We start from the raw sequence: 21,819 nt of genomic DNA on the forward strand, positions 1-21,819 counted from the left end.
TTTGATTTTAATTAGGATTACGCTTGCTTTCGGCAAGCTGTTTAATAGCCAGTTCAAGGTCGCCATCCAGTCTTTCGGCGAGTTTGAACAGTTCGAGTTTTTCGGTTTCTTCCGTTGTAAATGCGTAATATTCTTCTAAACTTACTTCTGTGGCATACACAGCCGATTGTACGCCACCCAGTCCTATCCATACTTCTTTGTATTTCCGTCCCGGATGGTTCGCCATGTTGATGGAAAGTATTTGCGCCTTTTCTTTGTCGGTCAAACCCAGCATCGCTTGTATGCTATCGAACTTGTTCATGTATTTGCGCTGGTCGAGCAGGATTTTACAGTCGGAGTTCGTAATGATGGATTCTTTCACAATGGGAGAATGGACAATGTCGTCCACTTCTTGTGTTACTACCACCGCTTCGCCGAAGTATTTACGCACTGTTTTGAACAGATATTTCAGGTAATGTGCCATGCTGTCTTTGGCGATAGCCTTCCACGCTTCTTCCAAAAGCAACATCTTACGAATACCCTTTAACCGCCTCATTTTGTTGATGAAAACTTCCATCAAAATGATTGTAACCACAGGGAAAAGCACGGGGTTATCTTTGATGGCATCCACCTCAAAAACGATGAAGCGTTTGTTCAACAAGTCCAGTTCTTTATCCGAGTTCAGCAGATAATCGTATTCACCACCTTTATAAAAAGGTTGCAACACGAATAGGAAATTATCAATATCGAAATCCTTTTCCCGAACGTTCTGTTCGTTCAGGTTATTCCGGTATTCATTTTTAATAAACTCGTAAAAGGAATTGAAGCTGGGTACAATGGATTTATCCTGTGTTATCAGGTTGATAAAGTCGCTTACAGCATTGGACAAGGCAACGCTTTCCGCCCCGGTGGGCTTTTCATGTTCCTGTTTCCACAAGGTCAGGATAAGCGTTTTAATGGATTCCCGCTTCTCAATATCGAAGATGTTATCTTCGGTATAGAATGGATTAAATGAAATTGGGTTATCTTCGGTATATGTAAAATACACGCCATCTTTCCCGCCAGTTTTCCGGTGGATTAATTCGCATAATCCCTGATAGGAATTTCCGGTATCCACTAACAGGACGTGTGTACCCTGTTCGTAATACTGGCGTACCATGTGGTTGGTGAAGAAGGATTTTCCACTTCCGCTTGGCCCAAGAATGAATTTATTACGGTTCGTAATAATTCCTTTTTTCATGGGCAAATCGGAAATATCAATGTGAAGCGGTTTTCCGGTGAGCCTGTCCACCATCTTAATCCCGAAAGGACTGGGTGATGATTGGTAGTTCGTTTCTTCCGTAAAGAAGCACAAAGCCTGTTCAATGAAGGTAAAGAAGGATTCTTCCGCCGGAAAATCGGCTTCATTGCCGGGGATACCCGCCCAGTAAAGGGTCGGGGTATCCGTTGTATTGTGGCGGGGCTTGCACTCCATCAAGGCAAGCTGGCTTCCCACGTCATTCTTGATATGCTTTAATTCTTCCTTATCATCCGCCCATGCCATTACGTTGCAATGGCAGCGAACAGAGGTCAAACCCTGACTGTGCGCTTCGTTTAGGTACTCTTCTATCCACTCTTTATTCACCTGATTGGAACGGCTGTATTTAGACAGCGAGTGCATATTGCGGGCTTGCTTCTCAAAGCGTTTCAGGTTTTCCGCATGGTCGTCTATAAAGATATACTGATTATAGATATGGTTACAGGAAAGCAATACGCCCACAGGTGAAGCGAACGACAAACGGCAGTCGCTACGGTCAGTGGACAGCTTTTCGTAACGTGAATCAGTAGTAACCGCACCCGGCAGGTCTTCTACATCCGAAAGCGTATGTAAACACAAGGTATTGTCGCCGATACGCATATCTTCGAGATTCAGTTGCATATCCAGTAAGGTAGTCGTATCGCTTTGCGACAGGGAAAAGTATTTTTCGATAATCCCAGCTTTTTCCGGCGTTCCGGTAATCTCATCCGAGTTCAGGCGGGTAAGGGTGATAAATCCCGAATCGTTCATAATCCGTTCAAACTGCCCGACCGATTCCAAAAATTTCGTTACTGTTTCCTTATCCTGAATTTCCTTTGGAATGATGAAGCCCCGGCAAAGCGTATTAAAATTACTTTGGGTACGGCTTCTTTCCTTTGTGGTTTTTGTCAGGAACAGGTAACAGGTATGATTCAGGAACGGTCTTTCATTGAAATGCCGTTCAAAACTGCGGGACAGGAAACTTAACCCATCCTTTTGGATTTCAGGGGTATAGTTTTCTTTGATAAACCAGTCCTGTTTATGTACAATACTGTAATCGGGTAATACTTTGATTGCCTTATGCCAAGCAGAATGTATCGCTTCGTATTCAACCCCGGTAACAGTGAATAGTTCGGGTAGCTCTACCCGGAACGCCACTGTAACATCGGCATCCTTACTGATGATACAATCGTGTTCGGCTGCCAACAGGGGAAATTTGCTTTCCAACGTGGCTGCTTTTAATATATTCCTCATGCGTTCTTCTGTCTTTTATAGGTGAATAATCGGGGGATAGCCCGGCGGTTGATGATATACCGGGGATGGCTTCTGCGGGCGGTTACTTTCATAAGACCGTGTGTGCCGTATTTGTCATTTAGCATAAAAGTGAAGTACACAAGAGCCGAAGCCGCTACGACCCCGAACCCAATGCAGACCCACTGGTTTATACCTATCATATACAGAATGATGAACAATACGAAGACGGCAAGTAGCCCGCCTGCAAAAATGAACAGGTATTGGCTGCGAAGCCCTTTGAACTCCGCAGGTTTTCCAATCCCCCTGTTAATTGAATAGCTAATCATACTCCTATGATTACAGGAAGAATGAACGAAGAATGGTGGCAGCTACAATCAGGAAGATACAAGCCCCGAACCAGCTTGCAGCAGTTTTGCTTGTATCCGGGTCGCCTGAACTAAACTTGTTATATACTTTTACGCCCCCAATCAAACCAACGACAGCACCAATAGCGTACACCAATTTTGTCGCCGGGTCGAAATAACTGGTAACCATGTTGGTGGCTTCTGTAATACCACCTACGCCGTTGCCCTGCGCAAATGCGGAAGTAGCAGCCAAGACGATGGCTGCGGAAAGAAATATTTTCTTTTTCATTATAAACTTGATTTTATGATGCCGGAAAGCGGGTGGATAGTCCGCTATTCCGGCGGGATTAATAATTGAGAATTTTTGTGGTTGGTCTTTCGACCTTTTGGAATGATTAAGTCCAGCTAACCGTAATCTTTTTCTTTCATACCTGATTTGTTTTTAAAGGTTCTACATATAGTCGCTCATATCGAACGCCTGTAAATCTTCGGGGTTGGTTTCGTTTGGCGGGGCGATAAATACTGCATCGTATTTACCCAGCATTTCCGCCACCCGTACCATGCCCCCGTTTATCTGTTCCATCATTGTATTATACAGGCTGGTTTGTTGCATAACTGACAGTGTTTGCAGGGCTTTTCGTTCCTCTTCTTCCGGGACTTCCTGCTGCCTGACGACCTGTACCGCCTGTGCCATTTCTTCAAAGGAGATACCCCGTGCCGACTGACCTTCACCGCCTGTGATAAGTGCGATTTCTTCCGATTCCAGTTCATCTTCCGGTACTTCATCTTCATACTTCATTTCAAATTCAACATCCATCGGCTGTGGGGTATCTTCCGTGTCAGCCGGGGCAAATATAGAAGCATTATCAACCCCTTTAGAAAACTGGCTTTCAGTGTCTTTAGATGGCGTTACTTGTCTTAACCGGAAGGTTGTTTTTCCAACGACAGCCCTTTCGGTCTTATGATTTCTGGAACTATCGGAAGGGGGGCTGTTCGTTTTCTTCCTGAACCGACACAGCAGGACGAGGTAATAAAGGACAACCCCTGCTATCATTAATTTTAGTATCATATCGGGCTTTCAAAAGTTTTCTTATACAGTTCGTTGATTTCGTCCTGATACTGGTCGAAGTGATTCAGGATAATTGTTTCCACATAGCTGCTTACAGTCGCTTTGCGTTCACCGATAACCATTACTATTTTCATAAGCTTTTCATGGGTGGAACGGCTTACATATATCGGCTGGCGGTCGGGAAGTTCCATTTTTTGAAAATAAGTTTCCCGGTAATCGGCAGGGGTACTTTTCTTCCGGCGGGTAGTTTCCCTGATGGGTTTTGCTTCCGGTTGCCGGACTGGTTCTTCCACAGTTTCCTGTATTATTTCCGGTTCTGCGGGGATTTCCGGTGTATCCGGTTCTTTACTTACTGTTTTAGGTGGGATTTCCTGTTTCATGGGTAAACCCTGTGAAATGATTTCTTTCATAAAATCTTCATCCACCTGTACTTTTTCCTGCTTTGCCATATTAGTATAGTTTTATAATGTATCCGATTTCAGCGACCAATTCTTCAAGGTTGCTGCCTTTTATCATTCGCTTATCCGCAGGGAACAGTGTGGAACGGAAGACAGAAGTCTTATCACCGGACAGTTCCTTTTTGTAGCGTTTGGTATCCGGGATAAAAGTTTTCATAAGGGGTAATTTCAGTTCACCGATAGTATTTTCATAAATTCCATACAGGTCGGTTTTCTCCCTGCCATCGACCTGATTCCAAAACAGGTGCAAGCCTTGTATCCGGTAAGCTTCATTCTGTACCAGCAGGTTGTTTACCGTCATGGCGAATGAAAGGCTGCTTTCCAGTACCACCCGGTCGGCGGTAATCGGTGTAAAGATGTAGTCCATAGAAGCCAGCGAACTGATAATACCTTCGCTGTTCACCGTTCCCGGCAAGTCGAAAAAGACCACATCCATTTCTATCGGTTCTGTTTTCAGGAACTCTTCGGCTGTACTGATGGCAGCTTCGGGAGTGCTGCATAAGACCGGATAGGCTTTCTTTCCCAATGCTTTGAACTGGTTAAAGGCAAGTACCTTGTAATTGGCATCGTTGTTTACCTGTTCACCGTCCCGTTTACGCATGGCACTGATACTGTGCTGCGGGTAGTCGCAATCGACAACTGCTACATTGTAGCCTTTCAGGTAATAGAGATAGCTTGCTACCAATACTGTGAAAGTGGTTTTGCCGACCCCGCCCTTTTGGGTGGAGAAGGCAACGAATAATGTTTCTTTCTTCATTTCTTTGATTTTTAATTTGTTAATTCAGGTTCGTGTTGTAAATCCAAACAGACCGATGATTCCCCGTTCTTTCGAGAAAAATTTCTTCCAACGACCTTAAACCGAAAACCAGACGTTTCACCTTCTGGCAGGTGCAGAAGGCAAACAAAGTTCAGGTATGATGTTTGGTCATTTTTTGTGATGTTGTTTTCATCGTCAATAACCACGTAATCTCCAATGTGAGGTATTTCACACATGGCAACCATAATAGCTTCGGGTATTGAATCCCCGTTTTCATTTTTAATAACTACAAAAAATTCCTTCATGACTTCATTGTTTAATTAGTTCTACATTTCTATATCTAAATCTTTCTTTATTCAAATAATCCTATCAACCTGCCAATAATTCAATCTGTATTTCAGTCTTGAGATATGGAAGTATTTACTTCCTGACAGATTGTTTTATTGATAGCTTGAAATATTGATTTCAGTATTTCTTGCTTTCCTGAAATCAGTAAACCAGTCTTTATTCATTCCGATATTTCAATCGGCATTTATCGCTTTACTTATCTATTTCAATGCTGATTCTGACCGCAAATAAATGGAGAAAAACCGTCCGTTTTTGAAAGTGGCTTCGGATGGCTTTAGATGGCTTCGCTTGTCCTATAATGTGCTATGGCACAGCATAATTAATCCCTGTTACTTTGCACCGGAATCTTATCTGAACCGATAAAAAGGTATTTGTTCAATAGCTTCCCGGAGTTCATTTATCTTATGGCTAACTGCTAATCCGTCCTATGACGGATTTTATTTGCGCCGTGCAAATAGCAAGGTGTGTCCTCAGCAGCTTGAAATTCTTTCAGCAGCTTACAACCCCTTGCCCGGACAAGCCGGGATGGGTTGTACTCCGAAGTCGTAAACCCTTTAAAGAATAATGGTATGGGAAAAGAAAAAACGAATGTGCCACAATCCGGTGGCAAAGGACGAAAGCCAAAGGCAGACCCGGCAATTTTCCGGTATTCGGTCAGCTTCAATGCGACCGACCATGCCCGTTTTTTGGCTCTCTTTGAACAGTCCGGTATGCGGACGAAAGCGCATTTTATCACAGAAAGAATCTTTGGCGGTTCATTCAAGGTGATAAAAATTGATAAGGCAGCAGTCGATTATTACACACGCCTGACAACTTTTTACGCTCAATTCCGGGCAATAGGCGTGAACTATAATCAGATTGTGAAGGCTCTGAATACCAATTTTACCGAAAAGAAAGCCCTTTCTTTTCTCTATAAATTGGAAAAAGCGACCGAAGAGCTGGTGGTATTAAGCCGGAAAATTATCGAACTCACACAGGAATTTGAACAGCGATGGTTGCAAAAATAAATGTGGGAAGTTCGCTTTTCGGTGCGCTGGCATACAATCAGAATAAGGTTGATGAAGAACAAGGCAAGGTGCTTTTCAGCAACCGGATGTTTGAAAGTGAAGACGGTAATTTCAACATCCAGCGTTGCATGGAAAGTTTTGAAATGCACCTGCCCCAAGACATCAAAACCGAAAAGCCCATAATCCATATATCCCTGAATCCGCACCCAGACGATAAACTTTCGGATGAACAGTTATCGGAGATTGCACAGGAGTATATGGAGAAGCTGGGTTATGGCAATCAGCCTTATATGGTCTATAAGCATGAAGACATCGACCGCCACCACCTGCATATCGTATCTCTACGGGTGGACGAGAACGGCAAAAAACTGAATGATAAGTTTGAACACCGCCGGAGCAAGGATATTACACGGGAACTGGAAGCAAAATATGGTCTGCATCCTGCCGAAAAGAAACAACAGCAGGAACACTACCAGTTCCGAAAGGTCGATTATGCTGCGGGTGATGTAAAACACCAGCTTTCCAATACGGTTAAAGGCGTAGTAAACACTTACCAGTTCCAAAGCATCGGGGAACTGAATACCCTTTTATCATTATATAATGTACGGGCGGAAGAAGTCAAAGGTGAAGTTCGGGGCAAGGCGTATAATGGTATTGTTTATTCCGCAACCGATGATAAAGGCGAAAAGCTGGGTAATCCCATCAAGTCTTCCCGGCTGGGTAAGTCGGTCGGTTATGAAGCATTGGAACGCAGGATAGGACAATCAGCAACCAAATGGAAAGACGGCAAACTGAAAGCCAATATCAAAGGTCGGGTAAGCGAAGCGTTGAAAGCTTCCGGCTCAAAGGAACAATTTGAAAAGAACCTGAAAGATAAAGGAATTGAAGTCGTATTCCGGCAGAACCCGGAAGGGCGCATATATGGTGCAACCTTTATCGACCACGAAAACAAAGCCGTCCTGAACGGCTCTCGTTTAGGAAAAGAATTTTCAGCCAATGTATTTAATGACCTGTTTAGAGAATCCCATGTAAACGAGGGACACACAAAACAGGCTGTTCCAAAAGAACCGTTCACACCTTCGGCAGAACCGTTCGTGCCGTCAGAACGGCAATCCGAAAGCGGAGAAGCTACAATCGGAAGTCTTTTCAGCATCCTGCCCGGTGGCAGCGATTCATCGGCTGGGAATGATAAAACCCCGCCAACTCCCAAGAAAAAGAAAAAACGCCGTTACGGACGGCAGATGTAATAACAATCTAAAAAATAATCAATTATGCAAAATGAAGATGATTTAAGAGGACTTGCCAAAGTCATGGACTTTATGCGGGCAATCAGTATTTTATTTGTGGTAATCAATATCTACTGGTTTTGTTACCAGTCGATAGTAAACTGGGGTATCAATATCGGCGTACTCGATAAGATACTATTAAACTTTCAGCGAACCGCAGGGCTGTTCAGCCATATCCTGATAACGAAAGTATTTGCAGTGATATTTCTTGCTTTGAGTTGTTTGGGGACAAAAGGAGTGAAGGAAGAAAAGGTAACATGGACAAAGATTTACGTTTTCCTTGTTATCGGTTTTATCCTGTTTTTCCTGAACTGGTGGATGCTGTATTTGCCATTACCACTTTCGGCAAACGCTACATTTTATATCCTGTCAATGGCGGGCGGATATTTATGTTTATTGGTTGCAGGGGTATGGATGTCCCGGCTACTCAAAAACAATATGATGGACGATGTTTTCAATTTGGAGAATGAAAGCTTCATGCAGGAAACCCGCCTGATGGAGAATGAATATTCAATAAATCTTCCATCTCGTTTTTGGTATAAGAAAAAACAGCATAAAGGATGGATAAACGTAGTGAACCCGTTCCGGGCTACCATTGTGCTGGGTACTCCCGGTAGTGGTAAATCTTATGCTGTGGTGAATAACTACATTAAACAGCAGATAGAGAAGGGTTTTGCACTTTACTGTTATGATTATAAGTTCCCGGACTTATCGGAAATCGCTTACAATCATCTGATGAACCATTCGGATGCTTATAAGGTAAAGCCCACATTCTATGTGATAAATTTTGACGACCCACGCCGAAGCCACCGATGTAACCCTATCAATCCGGCTTTTATGACAGATATATCGGATGCTTATGAATCGGCATACACCATTATGCTGAACCTGAACAGAAGCTGGATTCAGAAGCAAGGCGACTTCTTTGTGGAATCCCCGATTATCCTGCTGGCTGCGATTATTTGGTTTCTCAAGATATATAAGGGTGGAAAGTATTGCACATTCCCGCACGCCATCGAGTTCCTGAACCGGAAGTATGCAGACACATTCGTTATTCTGACTTCCTACCCGGAACTTGAGAATTATTTAAGCCCTTTCATGGATGCGTGGGAATCTCAAGCCCAAGACCAGTTACAGGGGCAAATCGCATCGGCTAAGATACCGCTATCGAGAATGATAAGCCCAGCATTATACTGGGTAATGACTGGCGATGATTTTACACTGGATATAAACAACCCAGACGAACCAAAGATACTTTGTGTGGGTAACAATCCCGATAGGCAGAATATTTATTCCGCCGCTTTGGGACTGTACAACAGCCGTATAGTGAAGTTGATTAACAAGAAGGGACAGCTTAAAAGTTCGGTTATAATTGACGAATTGCCCACGATTTACTTTAGGGGGTTAGATAATCTGATAGCTACCGCCCGTTCTAATAAAGTGGCAGTCTGTTTGGGTTTTCAGGATTACAGCCAGCTAACAAGGGATTATGGCGATAAGGAAAGTAAAGTAATCCAAAATACAGTTGGAAATATTTTTAGCGGTCAGGTTGTAGGAGAAACAGCAAAAACATTGTCAGACCGTTTCGGGAAAGTTTTGCAGAAACGTCAGTCTATGACAATCAACCGTCAGGATAAATCAACCTCAATCAGTACGCAGATGGATAGTTTGATACCTGCCAGTAAAATATCGAATCTTACGCAGGGAATGTTTGTGGGTGCGGTCAGTGATAATTTCGATGAACGAATAGACCAAAAGATTTTCCATGCTGAAATCGTAGTGGACAACGAGAAGGTAAAGCGTGAAACAGCCCGCTATGAAAAGATACCGGAGATTATCGACTTCCGGGATGCAGATGGCAACGACCTGATGAAAGAGCAAATCCAGCTTAATTACGAGCGGATAAAGCAGGATGTTAAGCAGATTGTGATTGATGAAATGGAGCGTATCAAGAATGACCCGGATTTACAGCATTTGGTGAAGAGTGAAGAATAATATTAAATATTGATTCACTAATACTTATAATATAAATGGTACTTATAGTCCGTAGACTTATATTCATCTGTTTGGTACTTTTGACCACAACATAAATTATATAACATATGAGTAAAACAATATATTCTGATGAAGAAAAAGAATTCCTTAAGCAGATTGGGAACAGAATCAGAGAACTTCGATTGAACGCAGAATTATCGCAAGAGAAATTAGCTTTTGAATCTGATTTAGATAGAACATATATTGGATCAGTTGAAAGAGGTGAGAGAAATGTTGCAATAATTAATCTAAGAAAAATAGCTAGGGCACTAAATGTAGAAATAAAAAGCATATTCTAATGGAAAAAAGAGTAGTTAGTATAGTTTTTCGCAGAATGACTTATGCCGATTTTAGGCATATAAATAAAGTTGGTGGAGAAGAGCAAGGCGGTGGAGGACAATCATATATTGATTTTCCGATTAAAGACGTATCTCTCGATAAATGGCATCAGTTATTAGGGAGTCCAACGGGTTTTGGTGCAGGAGATAGACCTTATTGGAATTTTGAAATAAATAGTTTAGGAATTACACATCCTATAACACTTAAAATATATCAGCGAAGACCTGCTTCCGTGAGCATTGCTTCTCAAAAAATTCACAGTAGAGAATCAAATCGTGTGCCATCATGGCATCCCGATAATGGCTTTCCTGACGACTATAATCCGGACTTGCAGAATCTTGTTATATATATAGTTAAGACCATTGAAGGTGAATATTGGGCTGGTTGGTTTTTGCAAGATTCGATACCTTCTACTTGGGTTGGAAATACTACACTGGGTAGAATGTTTAATGAGCCCGCTGGATATTTAACCTTTAAAAAGAAAGTGTTCATTGATACTGCAAATTCTCTATGGCCATTTCATTTTAATGCAACGGAAATTGAGAATGAGATTCCAACAGAAGAAGATAAAGAATTGGAATTAGAATTGGAAGATACATCTCCGAAACTTCAAGAAAATATAAGTCAAAACAAGAAACCTGAATTGACTGAACGTGTTATCCGAATAAGACAGCGTAACAATAAGATTGTAAAAGAACTAAAAAAACTATATGGGGGTAAATGTCAGATTACAGGTGAAGAACTTACATTTAAAAAAATAAATGGAGAATTTTACTGTGAATTACATCATTTGGTTCCATTAGGAGAAGACGGCTCTGATTCTTATGCGAATGCAATCATTGTTAGCCCGCTTATACATAGAATGTTGCACTATGCAAATGTTTCGGAAATCGATTTAAGCAAAATAGAAAATAATCAGCTTTCCATTGAAATAAATGGAGTCGAATATAAAATAACGTGGCATCCAGAACATCTAAGAATAGTTGAAGAAGCTGTGAATTCAAAAGACTAGGTTTAGATTGTTTTCCTAAGATGAATAAGATATTCGTTTAAGAATGCTTTCTTTTTACTGTCATTACTTTTGAATCGTTTATATTTAATGTTCTTTTTTGTCACAGTACCATATTGTGACAAAAAAGATATTAAATCCTCAATATCAAGCAAACCATCTTCGCTATAGCTTATGAGAAAATCTTGACAATTAGTGTTTTTTATTATCAAGTCAAAAGAATCTCGAATTTTCAATTTCGAACAAAAATTAGAGTATTGATCTCTCCATGGTCTTAATCCGCTTTCTCCAATAGCTTCCGGCTCATCTTCTCGGGCAATCGTTTCTAGTATATGATAGTTTGCCGCATATTGTCTTTTTATATAGGGAGGGTCAATATAACAAATATCGCCATTTAACATAGGAGCAATATCTTCAGCATATCCTTTGTGAATTTTATGTCCAACAGTATTTCCTTTATTTGAAAACAATGTAGGATGAAGTATTATGTTATCCTCGGCTCTTTTGACGAATTTTGATAAATAGTGCCCGTAAGTTCCCGCGATATTTGCTATGTCATTTACAGCCATTATTAAATCATGCAACAATAGAGAATGCTCTTGCTCGGTTATTGCGCCAATGGCTTTAATTCTTTTTATTTCCGCTCTTATGGCATCTATTTTTTTTGCATTTTCGCTTGTAAAGTATCTCCTTGGTCTCTCCGTATTTTTCGGAGACCCATCTGGACTAAACTCAGTATAAAAATAACCCTCGACAGGATTTAAATCATTCAAATATTTCAATAAATTCTCATAATTGCTTTTTTGATTTTGGCTATAATATTTATCGAAACCATCTATGTTTTTTATATTTTCAAATTTAGGAGGTTTATCCATAAAAAGAAATACAGTCAAGTGATGAAATGAATAAGTCATTACATCGACAGCTGAAACTGTGAAGTTGTTTTCTTTTAATGCTAAAGAGAATAAGCCCGTTCCTGCCATTAAGTCAATAACGTGTGTGGCGTTATTATTTATATTTCGGATTTCTGATATTATAATATCAGAAAGTTTATCTTTTGAACCAATATATCTAAATCCCATCTTTTGAAAATATCTCGTTTGCAGTGCAATTTGTTAAACGTTTTATTGGAATTAACTGTTCTGATGAATTTAGAGTGTCAAATATCTCTAAATAGTCTTTGAGCTTTAGCCCATATAGACTTGCTACAAATTGCTCAATAATAATATCTGTTTTCTTAGAAATATTCTTTTCGTTAGAATCTACTATTTCTTTTTTTATTAATTCTGTAATATCATTGATTTTTTTTCTTAGAATGTCTGAAGAATAATCAATTTCAGGAAAAGGTAAGCTTATCAACATTTTTTGAGTTAAATAAGGATGTGTTCTCCATTCATTTTCTCCATATTTCTTAATGAGATAATATGTGATAATTCTAGAGTTGAGAACAGAAAGAACAAATTCTAAAGTTAAAAACTTCTTTAACTCTGGTTTTAATTTCAATATATACACAACTTGATTAGTATAAGAGTTATCGTAATCAATGCTTGCTGTAATACCAACCCCAGTTTTCCTTACAAGAATTTTTTCGCCTTTATATATACTTGGATTCTTATAATTTATTCCATCTTTTGAAATATCCATCCAGCACTTATATCTACTAGTATATCTATATAAATCTTCTCCCACTTTGAGTTTCGCACATCCCTTTTCTTCATGTGGATGAATTATCTTTTCAGATTTTATTTGAGCTATATTAATAGATTTATTACAGTGCTTACATTTAAATATTTCAGATTTAGGATATGGCATCCATTTGCCACATATAGGACATTTACATACAACTCCCTTTTTAGATAATTCTGCCCCTCTCGTATTTGTTACTATACGACTAAGAGAAATAGAAGATGTTTCAATTCTTTTTAAAGTACCTTCTTCACTGTTTCTTAAGTCTATGTCAAATAAATAGTTCTCATTGGTTGAAAAACGCTGCTGAACAACTTTGTGTAACAATTCATTTTCAACATCTTCTAATGATATTTCTTTTGATAGAATCTTTTTTCTGAAATTTACTGGAAGTCGCATACAGTCTACTTTGTGAATCTCAGTGGGTTTATTGTTACTTCCAATAACTAATGAACAAGCTCTATTAATTTCGGGAAAGATTTTTTCTCCCAATCTAGCGATATAGTAAATTGTTGTTTTTTGAGTTAAGTATTTTCTTAGGTTGGTTTGCTCATGATTGAAAATAGAATCAGGTATTATCAACCCATAGACTCCGTTTGCCGATAAATTCCTTAAAATTAGCTCTATGAATAATGCATAAATGTCAAATTGTCCTTTTGCAAGAGAATAATTACTACTTAATAAATCATTGTCATATTCTTTTAAACTAGCTCCCCATGGTGGATTACTTATTATTACATCAAACTTTCTTTTGTGGTTATATTTATTTCTCAATTTTTTCCATCCTTCATTAGATAGTTTTGATTTAAATGGAAATAGACTATCTGTATTAAGTAATTGAATATTAATAGTTGGACTGACTTTACCAAATTCTGAAGAATTATTTATCGCAACAATATCTTTGTCAATTCCTATAACGTTTTCAATTGTAATATTACTTATTGTTGCTTGACTTATGAAGCTACTTAATAGCATATTATCACCGCATGCCGGATCTAATAAAGATATATTTTCCTTATTTTTTAAGTATTGGCTTATTTTTTTTGCTAGATAATCAGAAAGGAATTTAGGCGTATAAAAGATTCCGTTCGATTTTCTTTCATCTATTGTATATAATTCAGTAGCTGTCATCATTTGCCCTTTCTTTCAGTCCAAAATACTCTTTTTCTATTCTTTTAATTGCCAAATAAGTAATTTGGTTTATTCCAAATTCTTTTATTATTCTTTCAGAAACTAACATTGTATTCAATTCTATCTCTGATAGAGAAAAATAAGAAGAGATTCTCTTTATTTGAGCGGTAGTTGGCAAACGACTACCTCTTTCTATTTTGCTCAATAGAGGAGAATCAATATCCACACCTTTAGCTACCTGATGCAATGTTTCACCTCTATAACTTCTTATTTCTCTTAAAAAAACTCCAATACTGTTCATATTGTACGATTGTGACTTGTCAACGGGTGGCAAAATTACAAAATATTATCTTATTTGAGAGGAATTGAGGGGAAAGAATCTGAAAAGTCGTCATAGAAGACATTTAACGCCATTCATAGACATCTGCTGCCACCTTCCTAAAAACAGGGTGGCAGCTTTTTTATATCCTATACTTTTGATTTGACAATCAAATATTTATTCATTTAAAAATCAAAAGTTATGGATGTAAATTCAAACAACAAGTCCGGCTCTGATGAACAGATGATGGACATTCTTCTTGTCTTTGACAAGGAAAAGAAAACGATTAATGCCGTAAAAGGTATTGATGAAAACGGGGAACTGCAAACCGTTCCGCCAAAGCAGGAACACAACAACGATTTCCTGAAAGTGGATAAGCAGGGTAACGCACTTGAGAATTTCTTGAAGAACTTTTTCAGCCAACTAAAAGACCCGACCCGTTTCAGTTTCTTCAAAGTAGCCCCCGAAGACACCGAACGGACAGTCAAAATCATTCAGGAGAATATCAAGAACCCGACACCTGCTGCCGATGAAATGCTTGATAAAATCCGTATCGAGCCTAAAGACCTGAAAGTGGAAAATCCGAAAGAATCCACAACACAGGAACAGAAGCCCGATACGAATAAGTATTTCATCGACCCTAACAAAATCAACTGGGACGACCTGAAAAATCTGGGTATCACCAAAGAGCAGCTTGAAAAGTCAAAGGCTTTAGAACCTATGCTGCGGGGGTATAAGTCGCCTTCTACCTTTCCGATTGAAGCCAACTTCGGGTCAATGGTAATGAAAACGGATGCCCGTCTTTCGTTCCGTCCGGACAGTGAAGGAAATGTGGTTTTGGCAATTCATGGTATCCGTAAAGAACCGGAACTTGACCGTCCGTTCTTTGGACACCAGTTTACCGATGAAGACAAAAAGAATCTCCGGGAAACTGGAAACATGGGTCGGATTGTTGATGTGAAAAACTACCGTACAGGTGAACTTGTACCTTCTTTTATCAGCATCGACAAACAGACCAACGAACTGGTATCCATGAAGGCTTCGTCCCTCAAACTCCCTGATGAAATAAAAGGCGTTAAGCTGGATGAAAAACAAAAAGCTGCCCTGATGGAAGGTAAAGCGGTATTTCTTGAAAATATGATTTCCGCCAAGAACAAGCCCTTTTCTGCCTTTGTTCAGGTCAATGCGGAAAAACGCAGCCTTGAATTTATCTTTCCCGAAAAAGAGCAAAAGCAAACCCAGCAACAGGGACAACAGCAAAGAAACGACCAGCCCGAAGGGGTGCGTATTCCCAAATCCCTTGCAGGAGTGGAATTATCCGACAAACAGCAAGCTGATTTGCGGGCGGATAAAACCATTTATGTAAAAGGACTGAAAGATAAAGAAGGTCAGGAATATAACGCCTATGTAAAGGTAAACCATGAAAAAGGGAAGCTGGATTTCTACAAATTCAATCCTGATAAAGCGAAAGAGAAAGCCAAAGAAATAACCCCTGCCAACGAACATAAAACACAGGTAGCGGTCAATTCCGAAGGCAAAACGAACGAAGCGACCAAGCATACGAAAGAACCTTTGAAGCCCGGACAGGCTACACCTACCGGGGAACAGAAGAAAAAGTGGGAAGAAAAGAAAGAAGAGCAAAAAACAGACAAACCTAAAAAGTCGCAAGGTCGCAAAATGAAATAATTATTAACCACAAAAATCCAATTATATAATGATAGCAGTAATAGCAGAAAAACCCAGTGTGGCAAGGGATATAGCCACCGTACTGGGTGCAACGCAAAAGAATGATGGGAACATTTCAGGTAACGGATACATCGTTACCTGGGCGTTCGGTCATTTGGTAGGACTTGCCATGCCTGATGCCTACGGAATCGAAAACTTCAGGCGGGAAAATTTACCCATACTACCGCAGTCGTTCCAGCTTATTCCCCGTCAGGTAAAAACCGACAAAGGATATAAGCCTGATAGCGGAACGGTTAAGCAACTCAAGGTTATCAAAGAAGTATTCGACCAGTGCGATAAGATTATCGTTGCGACTGATGCCGGAAGGGAAGGTGAACTGATATTTAGGTATATCTACCAATATCTTGAGTGCCGGAAACCTTTCGTCCGCTTATGGATAAGCAGCCTGACGGATAAAGCCATTCGGGACGGATTGCAGAATCTCAAGAACGGGACAATGTACGATAACCTTTTCCGGTCGGCAAAGGCAAGAAGCGAAGCAGATTGGCTTATCGGTATTAATGCTTCCCAAGCGTTAAGTATAGCTGCCGGAAGGGGGACATATTCTTTGGGACGGGTACAGACACCCACGCTGGCGATGATATGTTCCCGTTATCTTGAGAACAAGAACTTCGTTCCACAGAAATATTGGCAACTGAAATTACAAACCGGGAAAGACAGCATCGAGTTGTCAGCCCTTTCAGAAGAAAAATTCGGTAGCCAGCAACCTGCCATCGACAAGCTGCAAATAATAAAGGATAGCGGTCAGGTGCAGGTTAAATCGGTGGAATGTAAGGAAGTGAACCAAGAACCACCGCTTTTGTATGACCTTACCACCTTGCAGAAGGAAGCCAATACAAAACTTAATTTCTCCGCAGATAAAACGCTGTCTATTGCACAAAAACTGTATGAAGGTAAGCTGATTTCATACCCCCGAACCGGAAGCCGTTATATATCACAGGACGTTTTCGATGAAATACTGGAACGTATTTCCCTGCTGGAAACTTACGACCGGTTTGCCGGCTATGCAAAGTCAATGAAAGGTAGCAGCCTGAACCGCCGAACAGTAGATAATAAAAAAGTTACAGACCATCACGCTTTGATTATAACCGAGAATAAGCCGGGCAGTTTACAGGCGGACGAACAGGCTATATACGAACTGATTGCCGGAAGGATGCTGGAAGCTTTTTCGGAAAAGTGTGTCAAGGAAGTTACTTCAATTTCTCTCACCAGTGGCGAGAGTATTTTTGCAGTGAAAGGAACAGTAATAAAGTCTGCTGGATGGCGGGCTGTTTTCAACGCCCAAGAAGAAGGCGAAGAAAATACCGTTTTGCCAGCACTAAAAGAAAATGAGAATTTACCCCTCTCCGATATTGAGTTGCTGGAAAAGCAGACTAAGCCTAAACCGTTACATACGGAAAGTTCGTTGCTATCGGCTATGGAGAACGCTGGGAAAGAACTGGAAGATGCCGAACTGAAAGCCAGTATGAAGGATTCCGGTATCGGTACGCCAGCGACACGGGCTGCGATTATTGAAACTCTCTTTACCCGCCAGTATATTATCCGGGAGAAAAAAGCCCTTGTACCGACCGAAAAGGGACTGGCGGTTTACGATATAGTCCGGGACAAAAAAATCGCAGACGTGGAAATGACTGGTATGTGGGAAAACGCACTATCCAAGATTGAAAGCGGGGAAATGAATCCCGACACCTTCCATAAAAGCACAGAAGTTCATGCTTCACAGATAACCAGCGAACTTTTAGGGGTACAGCTCACCTTATCAACGCAGCAGGATTTAATCTGCCCGAAATGCGGGACAGGTCGGATCCTGCTGTATCCGAAAGTGGCAAAGTGTGATAATATTGATTGCGGGCTGGTTATCTTCCGAAACAAAAGCGATAAGCAATTAACGGATAAGCAGGTAACGGAACTGGTAACAGCGAAGAAAACAGGAGTGATAAAAGGTTTTAAGAGCAAAGCCGGAAAGCCCTTCGATGCTTCACTGGCTTTTGACGACCAGTTCAATGTGGTATTCGTTTTCCCTGAAAAGAAAGGGAAATCAAGGAAATAATCTGAAATTCCGTATCTTTACCACAGAAAATTCCATTATGAATAGATTTTATGCTATCCGTAATTGAGGATTTTTGTGGTTAGCACCCGGTGGGGACACTGGGTGCTTTTCAATTTAATTCATGCCTAAAATGATATGTCGCACATAATATCCCACCATCCAGTGAATGACAATCTGATAATTCCCATTCTGAACCGATTGTTCTTCCGATAAAAGAAACACCTTCGCCCAACATGATAGGAACAGTGTAAATTGTCAATTCATCCAGCAGTTGAGTATTGATTAAAGATGTGATAAGTTTACCGCCCCCAATAACTACCAAATTGGATTCTGTTTCTTTTTTTAGTCCCTGAATAACATCAAAAGGATTGTCGGTTATGAAAGATAAATACTCTTCCTGAATAGTATTTATGGGAGTATTTGCGACAACAAAAGTCTTTTTACTTTTGTATGGCCAACCACCCCACCGTTCAAAAATAAAATTATAGGTATTTGTGCCGGAAATCAGCATTTCTGCGGAACTATATACTTTGCTGATAGATTCTTTTACTTCTTTTGTAATCCAGTCAATTTCACCATCCTTACGAGCAATAAACCCGTCAAGAGATACAACTATTTGCGCTTTTAAAATTCCCATATCAATAGGTATTAAACAGTTATTAAACTGTTCGCCAGCCCATCAAAAAGAAGCGTGGAACTCACACTGCTCCGATACGAGGTACTGGCATACCTAAGAATAGAAGACAGGCAAGCCCACGCTATACAACGATAGCATAGACATTGCACAGTAGTCCCTATTCTTTTGAAAATTGCCAGTTTTCGTATCGAGACGTTCTGCGAACGTTATGTTATATATCAATACTGAAAGATTAACTTTCAGCTTTTTATCTCAAATTTTCCTCTGCAAAGATACTGAAAGTCGGTGATATAAGCTATTATTTTTTACAGTTTCTCCCGAATCAACTTATGTACATCGGTGGCTTTATAATAGCATCGACCATCATCCAGTTTTATATAGGGCAGGATACCTTTTTTCCGATAACGCTGGAGTGTGCGAAGGCTAACTTTCAAGAGAAACATCAAATCCTGATTATCCAAAAGCTGTTCACCATCCAAACAATTACGCTGGGTTGTCAATCGGTCGATTTTCTTTTCGGTCATATCGAACCTATCCATTATACGTTCCATCCAAGCGATGAATGTTTCTCTATCTATATTCATAACAATAACCGATTAAAAATGACCTTTGATAAAATAACTCTGATTTGAAGGGTCTTTAATGATAATTTCCTTCTCCCGCATAAAGCGTATATAACTTTTCGCCGTGCGTTCCTTTACATCCATAATCTGCTGTATCTGTTCGCACAGGTCTATATAAGTGATAAATGTTTGCTGGTCGAACACTTCACGGGCTACGCTTACCAGTTCTTTTTCTTTCCGCTTCTCTTTTTCTTCACGGGGCTTTTCACCACGATATAGGTGCATCCCGGTTTCCTTATCCCAAGAAAAAAGCATTAATGGAACATCCAACGGGCTGCCTTCCCGAACCTTTAAGGCTTTTACTACTGATACAGTCGGTTCATTATCCAGTTCGATGGAGAGGATGGCAGCCGATTTCCGTTGCAGTTCCGACCCCAAGTGTCCACGAAGCTTTAATCCGTTCGGGACATAGTGCAATACACACACAATACAGGTCTGATATATTCCAGCCAATCGGTAGAGTTCATCGACAACCCGCAAACTTTCGGCTTCATCATTGGCTGAATGTACCAAATCGGCAATACCATCTATTACGACCAACTGGATACCGCCATATTGATAATGAAACTTATCCATGCTTTGTACAATAGCCTGTAAACGTTCTTTGCGGGACATCCCGGTAAGACAGAAGGCTTTCAACTCTTCCGGCTTTTCCGGTTGTTTTGCCCGCTTTAATAGGTTGGAAACATTCTTAAACAGTTGTACTTCGGACTGTTCTGTATCATACAACAGGACGGCTTTATTTTGGCTATTTTCGTGTACATTGATTCCCAGTGTATCAATACAAATATTTTCCGGTCTGATTGACCCGGCAACCAACGCAGCAACATAGTTGCTTTTACCTGTACCTTCACCACCTGTGATGCAAAGGATATTTCCTTGTGTTCCCAGTGGTACATCCCCGGCAGATATGATTTCCTGTGCCTTTGCCGGAGGGTTGTTAAAATCTATTTCGCACGATTTCAGCATAGTCATAGTATCGCTGTATAGAGTATCTAAAAAATCAAGGAAGAGTTTCAGGAACGATTCACGGCTATTTCCAAGCCCGAAATAATCGGATATATCTTTCTCTTCTTTTGTTCCTGAAAGTGGTAATAGAAGGCGTTTTACGCCGTATTCCGCCAACTGCTTTTCATGTTTGGAAGAACTCTCAAGCCCGGTTTTATCTACATCATAAAGCAAAATGATATGTTTGAACCGGAATGACAGTTTATGAATGATAGTTGTCGGAATGTTTACGGTTTCACTATTGAAGCATATTGCATGAAATCCCTTTGCTGCGAGGGAAAGAACATCTTTTTCACCGCCAGTAATAAAGACTGTATCACCTTTGGCTGGTAACTGTTCCAATCCGAAGCTGTAATTTTCCCCCATATCACCCCCATATAGGAATCGCATTTTGGAAAATGGACGGTATAGCTTGATATATCGTTTGTTTTTATAACCAAATATCGGTTCGCCCAATGATGAAGTTATGAAATAAGGCTTTCCTTCTGAATTTTCACTTTTGAACTCTCTAATAGAACATACCTTATACAGTATCAATATTTCAGGAGTGATGCCGAACTTTTCCCAGTATTCCAATTCATTCCGAGAAAATTTTTGTTCCTGAAAGCTATATGGTTTAGCTTTCTTTTCAGGAATGACAAGTATAGATTCCTTCGGGTTATATGGTGCAGAATTATCTGTATTCTCTGATAATCCAAGCGATAAATCCTGATTAATGGTTTTCAGTATCTCGACAAAATCATTAGCATTATTACAGTTCAAACCTTTCAGTTTTCCTACGAGGTAGAAACAATCCCCACTATACTCGTCATTCCCAAAGTCTTTCAACTTATATACTCCGGCTTTTCGGTCAAAATAAATATTACACGAAGCCTTGCTGTCTTTATACAATGGGTTGAAGAAATTACGTCCAACACGCCATTGACAAGCAATGTAATATCTAAAAACGTTCAATCCGTTACTTGTTCTTTCTAAGATTTCTTCTTTCCTTAACATACAGCTTGTGATTTGTTACTAAGTCATTTAAACATTCTGAATTGCTTCTAATCAGCCGTTCTTCCAGCATCCGTTTGATTTCTCCTATTTTGTAGAAATACCGACCCCGAATATTGGAATAGGCGATTGTGCCTGATACTCGAAGCCTTTGTAATGTTTTGTCGCTGATTTTTAAGAATGTGCAGACTTCGTAACTATCCACCCATATTTCATCTTCGTTTATATCTTCCGATTCCTGTTTGTTAAGGATATAATCTGCAATAGCATTAATCTTTGCTTCCAATTCCTTAAATGCTTTCGATTCTATCGTTATGACATCCATAATTGTAACTTATTGATTTGCTGCAAAGATGAAGGGATTTGTTTGAACAAAAACCACAGTTTCGCCCACCTGTGGCGATATTTTTTTCAATAAAAAAAGGCGAAACATTGATTGCTTCGCCTTTGGTAACTTGCCAGTACC

21 protein-coding genes are annotated in these 21,819 nt (G+C 40.0%); 7 read left to right on the forward strand and 14 right to left on the reverse strand.

All coding sequences use genetic code 11. From position 1 onward, the window contains the following. Nucleotides 1-7: 7 nt before the first annotated feature. The 7 genes from D0T66_RS00975 to D0T66_RS01005 all read right to left on the reverse strand — a co-directional run bounded on the left by D0T66_RS00975 (nucleotide 8) and on the right by D0T66_RS01005 (nucleotide 5,442). On the reverse strand, nucleotides 8-2,509 hold the full coding sequence (locus tag D0T66_RS00975; protein ID WP_163355160.1) for a TraG family conjugative transposon ATPase: 2,502 nt from the start codon (nucleotides 2,507-2,509) through the stop codon (nucleotides 8-10). Then, complete coding sequence (locus D0T66_RS00980; protein WP_034542533.1) at nucleotides 2,506-2,835, reverse strand: DUF4133 domain-containing protein; 330 nt, start codon at nucleotides 2,833-2,835, stop codon at nucleotides 2,506-2,508. Before D0T66_RS00980 ends, D0T66_RS00975 begins: the two co-directional genes overlap by 4 nt. Nucleotides 2,836-2,845: 10 nt before the next feature. Continuing rightward, complete coding sequence (locus D0T66_RS00985; protein ID WP_025003727.1) at nucleotides 2,846-3,142, reverse strand: DUF4134 domain-containing protein; 297 nt, start codon at nucleotides 3,140-3,142, stop codon at nucleotides 2,846-2,848. A gap of 162 nt (nucleotides 3,143-3,304) precedes the next feature. Beyond that, the gene (locus tag D0T66_RS00990) at nucleotides 3,305-3,922 is read right to left on the reverse strand and encodes a hypothetical protein (protein WP_203558340.1); all 618 of its coding nucleotides are present in this window, start codon (nucleotides 3,920-3,922) and stop codon (nucleotides 3,305-3,307) included. Further along, a complete protein-coding gene (locus tag D0T66_RS00995) occupies nucleotides 3,919-4,371 on the reverse strand; it encodes a DUF3408 domain-containing protein (RefSeq protein WP_163355161.1) in 453 nt (150 codons plus the stop codon). Before D0T66_RS00995 ends, D0T66_RS00990 begins: the two co-directional genes overlap by 4 nt. A gap of 1 nt (nucleotide 4,372) precedes the next feature. Next, complete coding sequence (locus tag D0T66_RS01000; RefSeq protein WP_163355162.1) at nucleotides 4,373-5,137, reverse strand: ParA family protein; 765 nt, start codon at nucleotides 5,135-5,137, stop codon at nucleotides 4,373-4,375. Between the two features lie 11 nt (nucleotides 5,138-5,148). Continuing rightward, nucleotides 5,149-5,442, reverse strand: a complete 294-nt coding sequence (locus tag D0T66_RS01005; RefSeq protein ID WP_163355163.1) for a hypothetical protein — start codon at nucleotides 5,440-5,442, stop codon at nucleotides 5,149-5,151. 612 nt (nucleotides 5,443-6,054) lie between these two features. Between D0T66_RS01005 and mobA the strand changes: the two genes are divergently transcribed. From mobA to D0T66_RS01030, 5 genes are all read left to right on the forward strand, one after another. Continuing rightward, nucleotides 6,055-6,492 carry a conjugal transfer protein MobA gene (gene mobA / locus D0T66_RS01010; protein WP_163355164.1) on the forward strand — a complete coding sequence of 146 codons (438 nt, stop codon included), beginning with the start codon at nucleotides 6,055-6,057 and terminating at the stop codon, nucleotides 6,490-6,492. After that, the gene (gene mobB / locus D0T66_RS01015; protein ID WP_163355165.1) at nucleotides 6,477-7,739 is read left to right on the forward strand and encodes a conjugal transfer protein MobB; all 1,263 of its coding nucleotides are present in this window, start codon (nucleotides 6,477-6,479) and stop codon (nucleotides 7,737-7,739) included. The genes mobA and mobB overlap by 16 nt, the downstream gene beginning before the upstream one ends. 24 nt (nucleotides 7,740-7,763) lie before the next feature. After that, a complete protein-coding gene (mobC, locus tag D0T66_RS01020; protein WP_163355166.1) occupies nucleotides 7,764-9,773 on the forward strand; it encodes a conjugal transfer protein MobC in 2,010 nt (669 codons plus the stop codon). A gap of 107 nt (nucleotides 9,774-9,880) precedes the next feature. Beyond that, nucleotides 9,881-10,111, forward strand: coding sequence for a helix-turn-helix domain-containing protein (locus D0T66_RS01025; RefSeq protein WP_163355167.1), 231 nt, complete (start codon nucleotides 9,881-9,883; stop codon nucleotides 10,109-10,111). Continuing rightward, nucleotides 10,111-11,163 carry a hypothetical protein gene (locus D0T66_RS01030; RefSeq protein ID WP_163355168.1) on the forward strand — a complete coding sequence of 351 codons (1,053 nt, stop codon included), beginning with the start codon at nucleotides 10,111-10,113 and terminating at the stop codon, nucleotides 11,161-11,163. Before D0T66_RS01025 ends, D0T66_RS01030 begins: the two co-directional genes overlap by 1 nt. A 2-nt stretch (nucleotides 11,164-11,165) precedes the next feature. On the opposite strand, the gene D0T66_RS01035 is transcribed toward D0T66_RS01030, so the two are convergent. Genes D0T66_RS01035 through D0T66_RS01045 form a run of 3 tightly spaced genes read right to left on the reverse strand, consistent with a single transcriptional unit; the run spans nucleotide 11,166 to nucleotide 14,278 of the window. Then, nucleotides 11,166-12,242 (reverse strand): DNA adenine methylase, encoded by a 1,077-nt coding sequence (locus D0T66_RS01035; RefSeq protein ID WP_163355169.1) that lies wholly within the window; start codon nucleotides 12,240-12,242, stop codon nucleotides 11,166-11,168. After that, nucleotides 12,232-13,980 carry an N-6 DNA methylase gene (locus D0T66_RS01040; RefSeq protein WP_163355170.1) on the reverse strand — a complete coding sequence of 583 codons (1,749 nt, stop codon included), beginning with the start codon at nucleotides 13,978-13,980 and terminating at the stop codon, nucleotides 12,232-12,234. The genes D0T66_RS01035 and D0T66_RS01040 overlap by 11 nt, the downstream gene beginning before the upstream one ends. Further along, nucleotides 13,964-14,278 carry a helix-turn-helix domain-containing protein gene (locus tag D0T66_RS01045; protein WP_163355171.1) on the reverse strand — a complete coding sequence of 105 codons (315 nt, stop codon included), beginning with the start codon at nucleotides 14,276-14,278 and terminating at the stop codon, nucleotides 13,964-13,966. Before D0T66_RS01045 ends, D0T66_RS01040 begins: the two co-directional genes overlap by 17 nt. A 219-nt stretch (nucleotides 14,279-14,497) precedes the next feature. Here D0T66_RS01045 and D0T66_RS01050 point away from each other — a divergent pair, with 219 nt between their 5' ends. Both D0T66_RS01050 and D0T66_RS01055 read left to right on the forward strand, forming a co-directional pair. Continuing rightward, complete coding sequence (locus D0T66_RS01050) at nucleotides 14,498-15,982, forward strand: DUF3945 domain-containing protein (RefSeq protein ID WP_163355172.1); 1,485 nt, start codon at nucleotides 14,498-14,500, stop codon at nucleotides 15,980-15,982. A 28-nt stretch (nucleotides 15,983-16,010) separates the two neighbouring features. Further along, the gene (locus D0T66_RS01055; protein ID WP_163355173.1) at nucleotides 16,011-18,092 is read left to right on the forward strand and encodes a type IA DNA topoisomerase; all 2,082 of its coding nucleotides are present in this window, start codon (nucleotides 16,011-16,013) and stop codon (nucleotides 18,090-18,092) included. A gap of 109 nt (nucleotides 18,093-18,201) precedes the next feature. Here D0T66_RS01055 and D0T66_RS01060 read toward each other — a convergent pair whose 3' ends face one another. The 4 genes from D0T66_RS01060 to D0T66_RS01075 form a co-directional block, all read right to left on the reverse strand. Further along, nucleotides 18,202-18,729, reverse strand: coding sequence for a dihydrofolate reductase family protein (locus D0T66_RS01060; RefSeq protein WP_163219570.1), 528 nt, complete (start codon nucleotides 18,727-18,729; stop codon nucleotides 18,202-18,204). 305 nt (nucleotides 18,730-19,034) lie between these two features. Next, nucleotides 19,035-19,313, reverse strand: a complete 279-nt coding sequence (locus D0T66_RS01065; protein WP_163219572.1) for a helix-turn-helix domain-containing protein — start codon at nucleotides 19,311-19,313, stop codon at nucleotides 19,035-19,037. 12 nt (nucleotides 19,314-19,325) lie between these two features. Beyond that, complete coding sequence (locus D0T66_RS01070) at nucleotides 19,326-21,356, reverse strand: bifunctional DNA primase/helicase (RefSeq protein ID WP_163219574.1); 2,031 nt, start codon at nucleotides 21,354-21,356, stop codon at nucleotides 19,326-19,328. After that, complete coding sequence (locus tag D0T66_RS01075; RefSeq protein ID WP_163219576.1) at nucleotides 21,319-21,678, reverse strand: helix-turn-helix domain-containing protein; 360 nt, start codon at nucleotides 21,676-21,678, stop codon at nucleotides 21,319-21,321. The genes D0T66_RS01070 and D0T66_RS01075 overlap by 38 nt, the downstream gene beginning before the upstream one ends. Nucleotides 21,679-21,819 lie beyond the last annotated feature (141 nt).

The sequence above is a fragment of the Dysgonomonas sp. 25 genome (assembly GCF_010501075.1).
GTDB lineage: Bacteria > Bacteroidota > Bacteroidia > Bacteroidales > Dysgonomonadaceae > Dysgonomonas.

Bases quoted from the DNA above. Each gene is read 5' to 3' on its own strand.
- mobC (WP_163355166.1), top strand. From the start codon at position 7,764: ATGCAAAATGAAGATGATTTAAGAGGACTTGCCAAAGTCATGGACTTT.
- D0T66_RS00990 (WP_203558340.1), bottom strand. From the start codon at position 3,922: ATGATACTAAAATTAATGATAGCAGGGGTTGTCCTTTATTACCTCGTC.
- mobB (WP_163355165.1), top strand. From the start codon at position 6,477: ATGGTTGCAAAAATAAATGTGGGAAGTTCGCTTTTCGGTGCGCTGGCA.
- mobA (WP_163355164.1), top strand. From the start codon at position 6,055: ATGGGAAAAGAAAAAACGAATGTGCCACAATCCGGTGGCAAAGGACGA.
- D0T66_RS00985 (WP_025003727.1), bottom strand. From the start codon at position 3,142: ATGAAAAAGAAAATATTTCTTTCCGCAGCCATCGTCTTGGCTGCTACT.
- D0T66_RS01025 (WP_163355167.1), top strand. From the start codon at position 9,881: ATGAGTAAAACAATATATTCTGATGAAGAAAAAGAATTCCTTAAGCAG.
- D0T66_RS01005 (WP_163355163.1), bottom strand. From the start codon at position 5,442: ATGAAGGAATTTTTTGTAGTTATTAAAAATGAAAACGGGGATTCAATA.
- D0T66_RS01040 (WP_163355170.1), bottom strand. From the start codon at position 13,980: ATGATGACAGCTACTGAATTATATACAATAGATGAAAGAAAATCGAAC.
- D0T66_RS01060 (WP_163219570.1), bottom strand. From the start codon at position 18,729: ATGGGAATTTTAAAAGCGCAAATAGTTGTATCTCTTGACGGGTTTATT.
- D0T66_RS01050 (WP_163355172.1), top strand. From the start codon at position 14,498: ATGGATGTAAATTCAAACAACAAGTCCGGCTCTGATGAACAGATGATG.
- D0T66_RS01000 (WP_163355162.1), bottom strand. From the start codon at position 5,137: ATGAAGAAAGAAACATTATTCGTTGCCTTCTCCACCCAAAAGGGCGGG.
- D0T66_RS00995 (WP_163355161.1), bottom strand. From the start codon at position 4,371: ATGGCAAAGCAGGAAAAAGTACAGGTGGATGAAGATTTTATGAAAGAA.
- D0T66_RS01030 (WP_163355168.1), top strand. From the start codon at position 10,111: ATGGAAAAAAGAGTAGTTAGTATAGTTTTTCGCAGAATGACTTATGCC.
- D0T66_RS01035 (WP_163355169.1), bottom strand. From the start codon at position 12,242: ATGGGATTTAGATATATTGGTTCAAAAGATAAACTTTCTGATATTATA.
- D0T66_RS01045 (WP_163355171.1), bottom strand. From the start codon at position 14,278: ATGAACAGTATTGGAGTTTTTTTAAGAGAAATAAGAAGTTATAGAGGT.
- D0T66_RS00975 (WP_163355160.1), bottom strand. From the start codon at position 2,509: ATGAGGAATATATTAAAAGCAGCCACGTTGGAAAGCAAATTTCCCCTG.
- D0T66_RS00980 (WP_034542533.1), bottom strand. From the start codon at position 2,835: ATGATTAGCTATTCAATTAACAGGGGGATTGGAAAACCTGCGGAGTTC.
- D0T66_RS01075 (WP_163219576.1), bottom strand. From the start codon at position 21,678: ATGGATGTCATAACGATAGAATCGAAAGCATTTAAGGAATTGGAAGCA.
- D0T66_RS01065 (WP_163219572.1), bottom strand. From the start codon at position 19,313: ATGAATATAGATAGAGAAACATTCATCGCTTGGATGGAACGTATAATG.
- D0T66_RS01070 (WP_163219574.1), bottom strand. From the start codon at position 21,356: ATGTTAAGGAAAGAAGAAATCTTAGAAAGAACAAGTAACGGATTGAAC.
- D0T66_RS01055 (WP_163355173.1), top strand. From the start codon at position 16,011: ATGATAGCAGTAATAGCAGAAAAACCCAGTGTGGCAAGGGATATAGCC.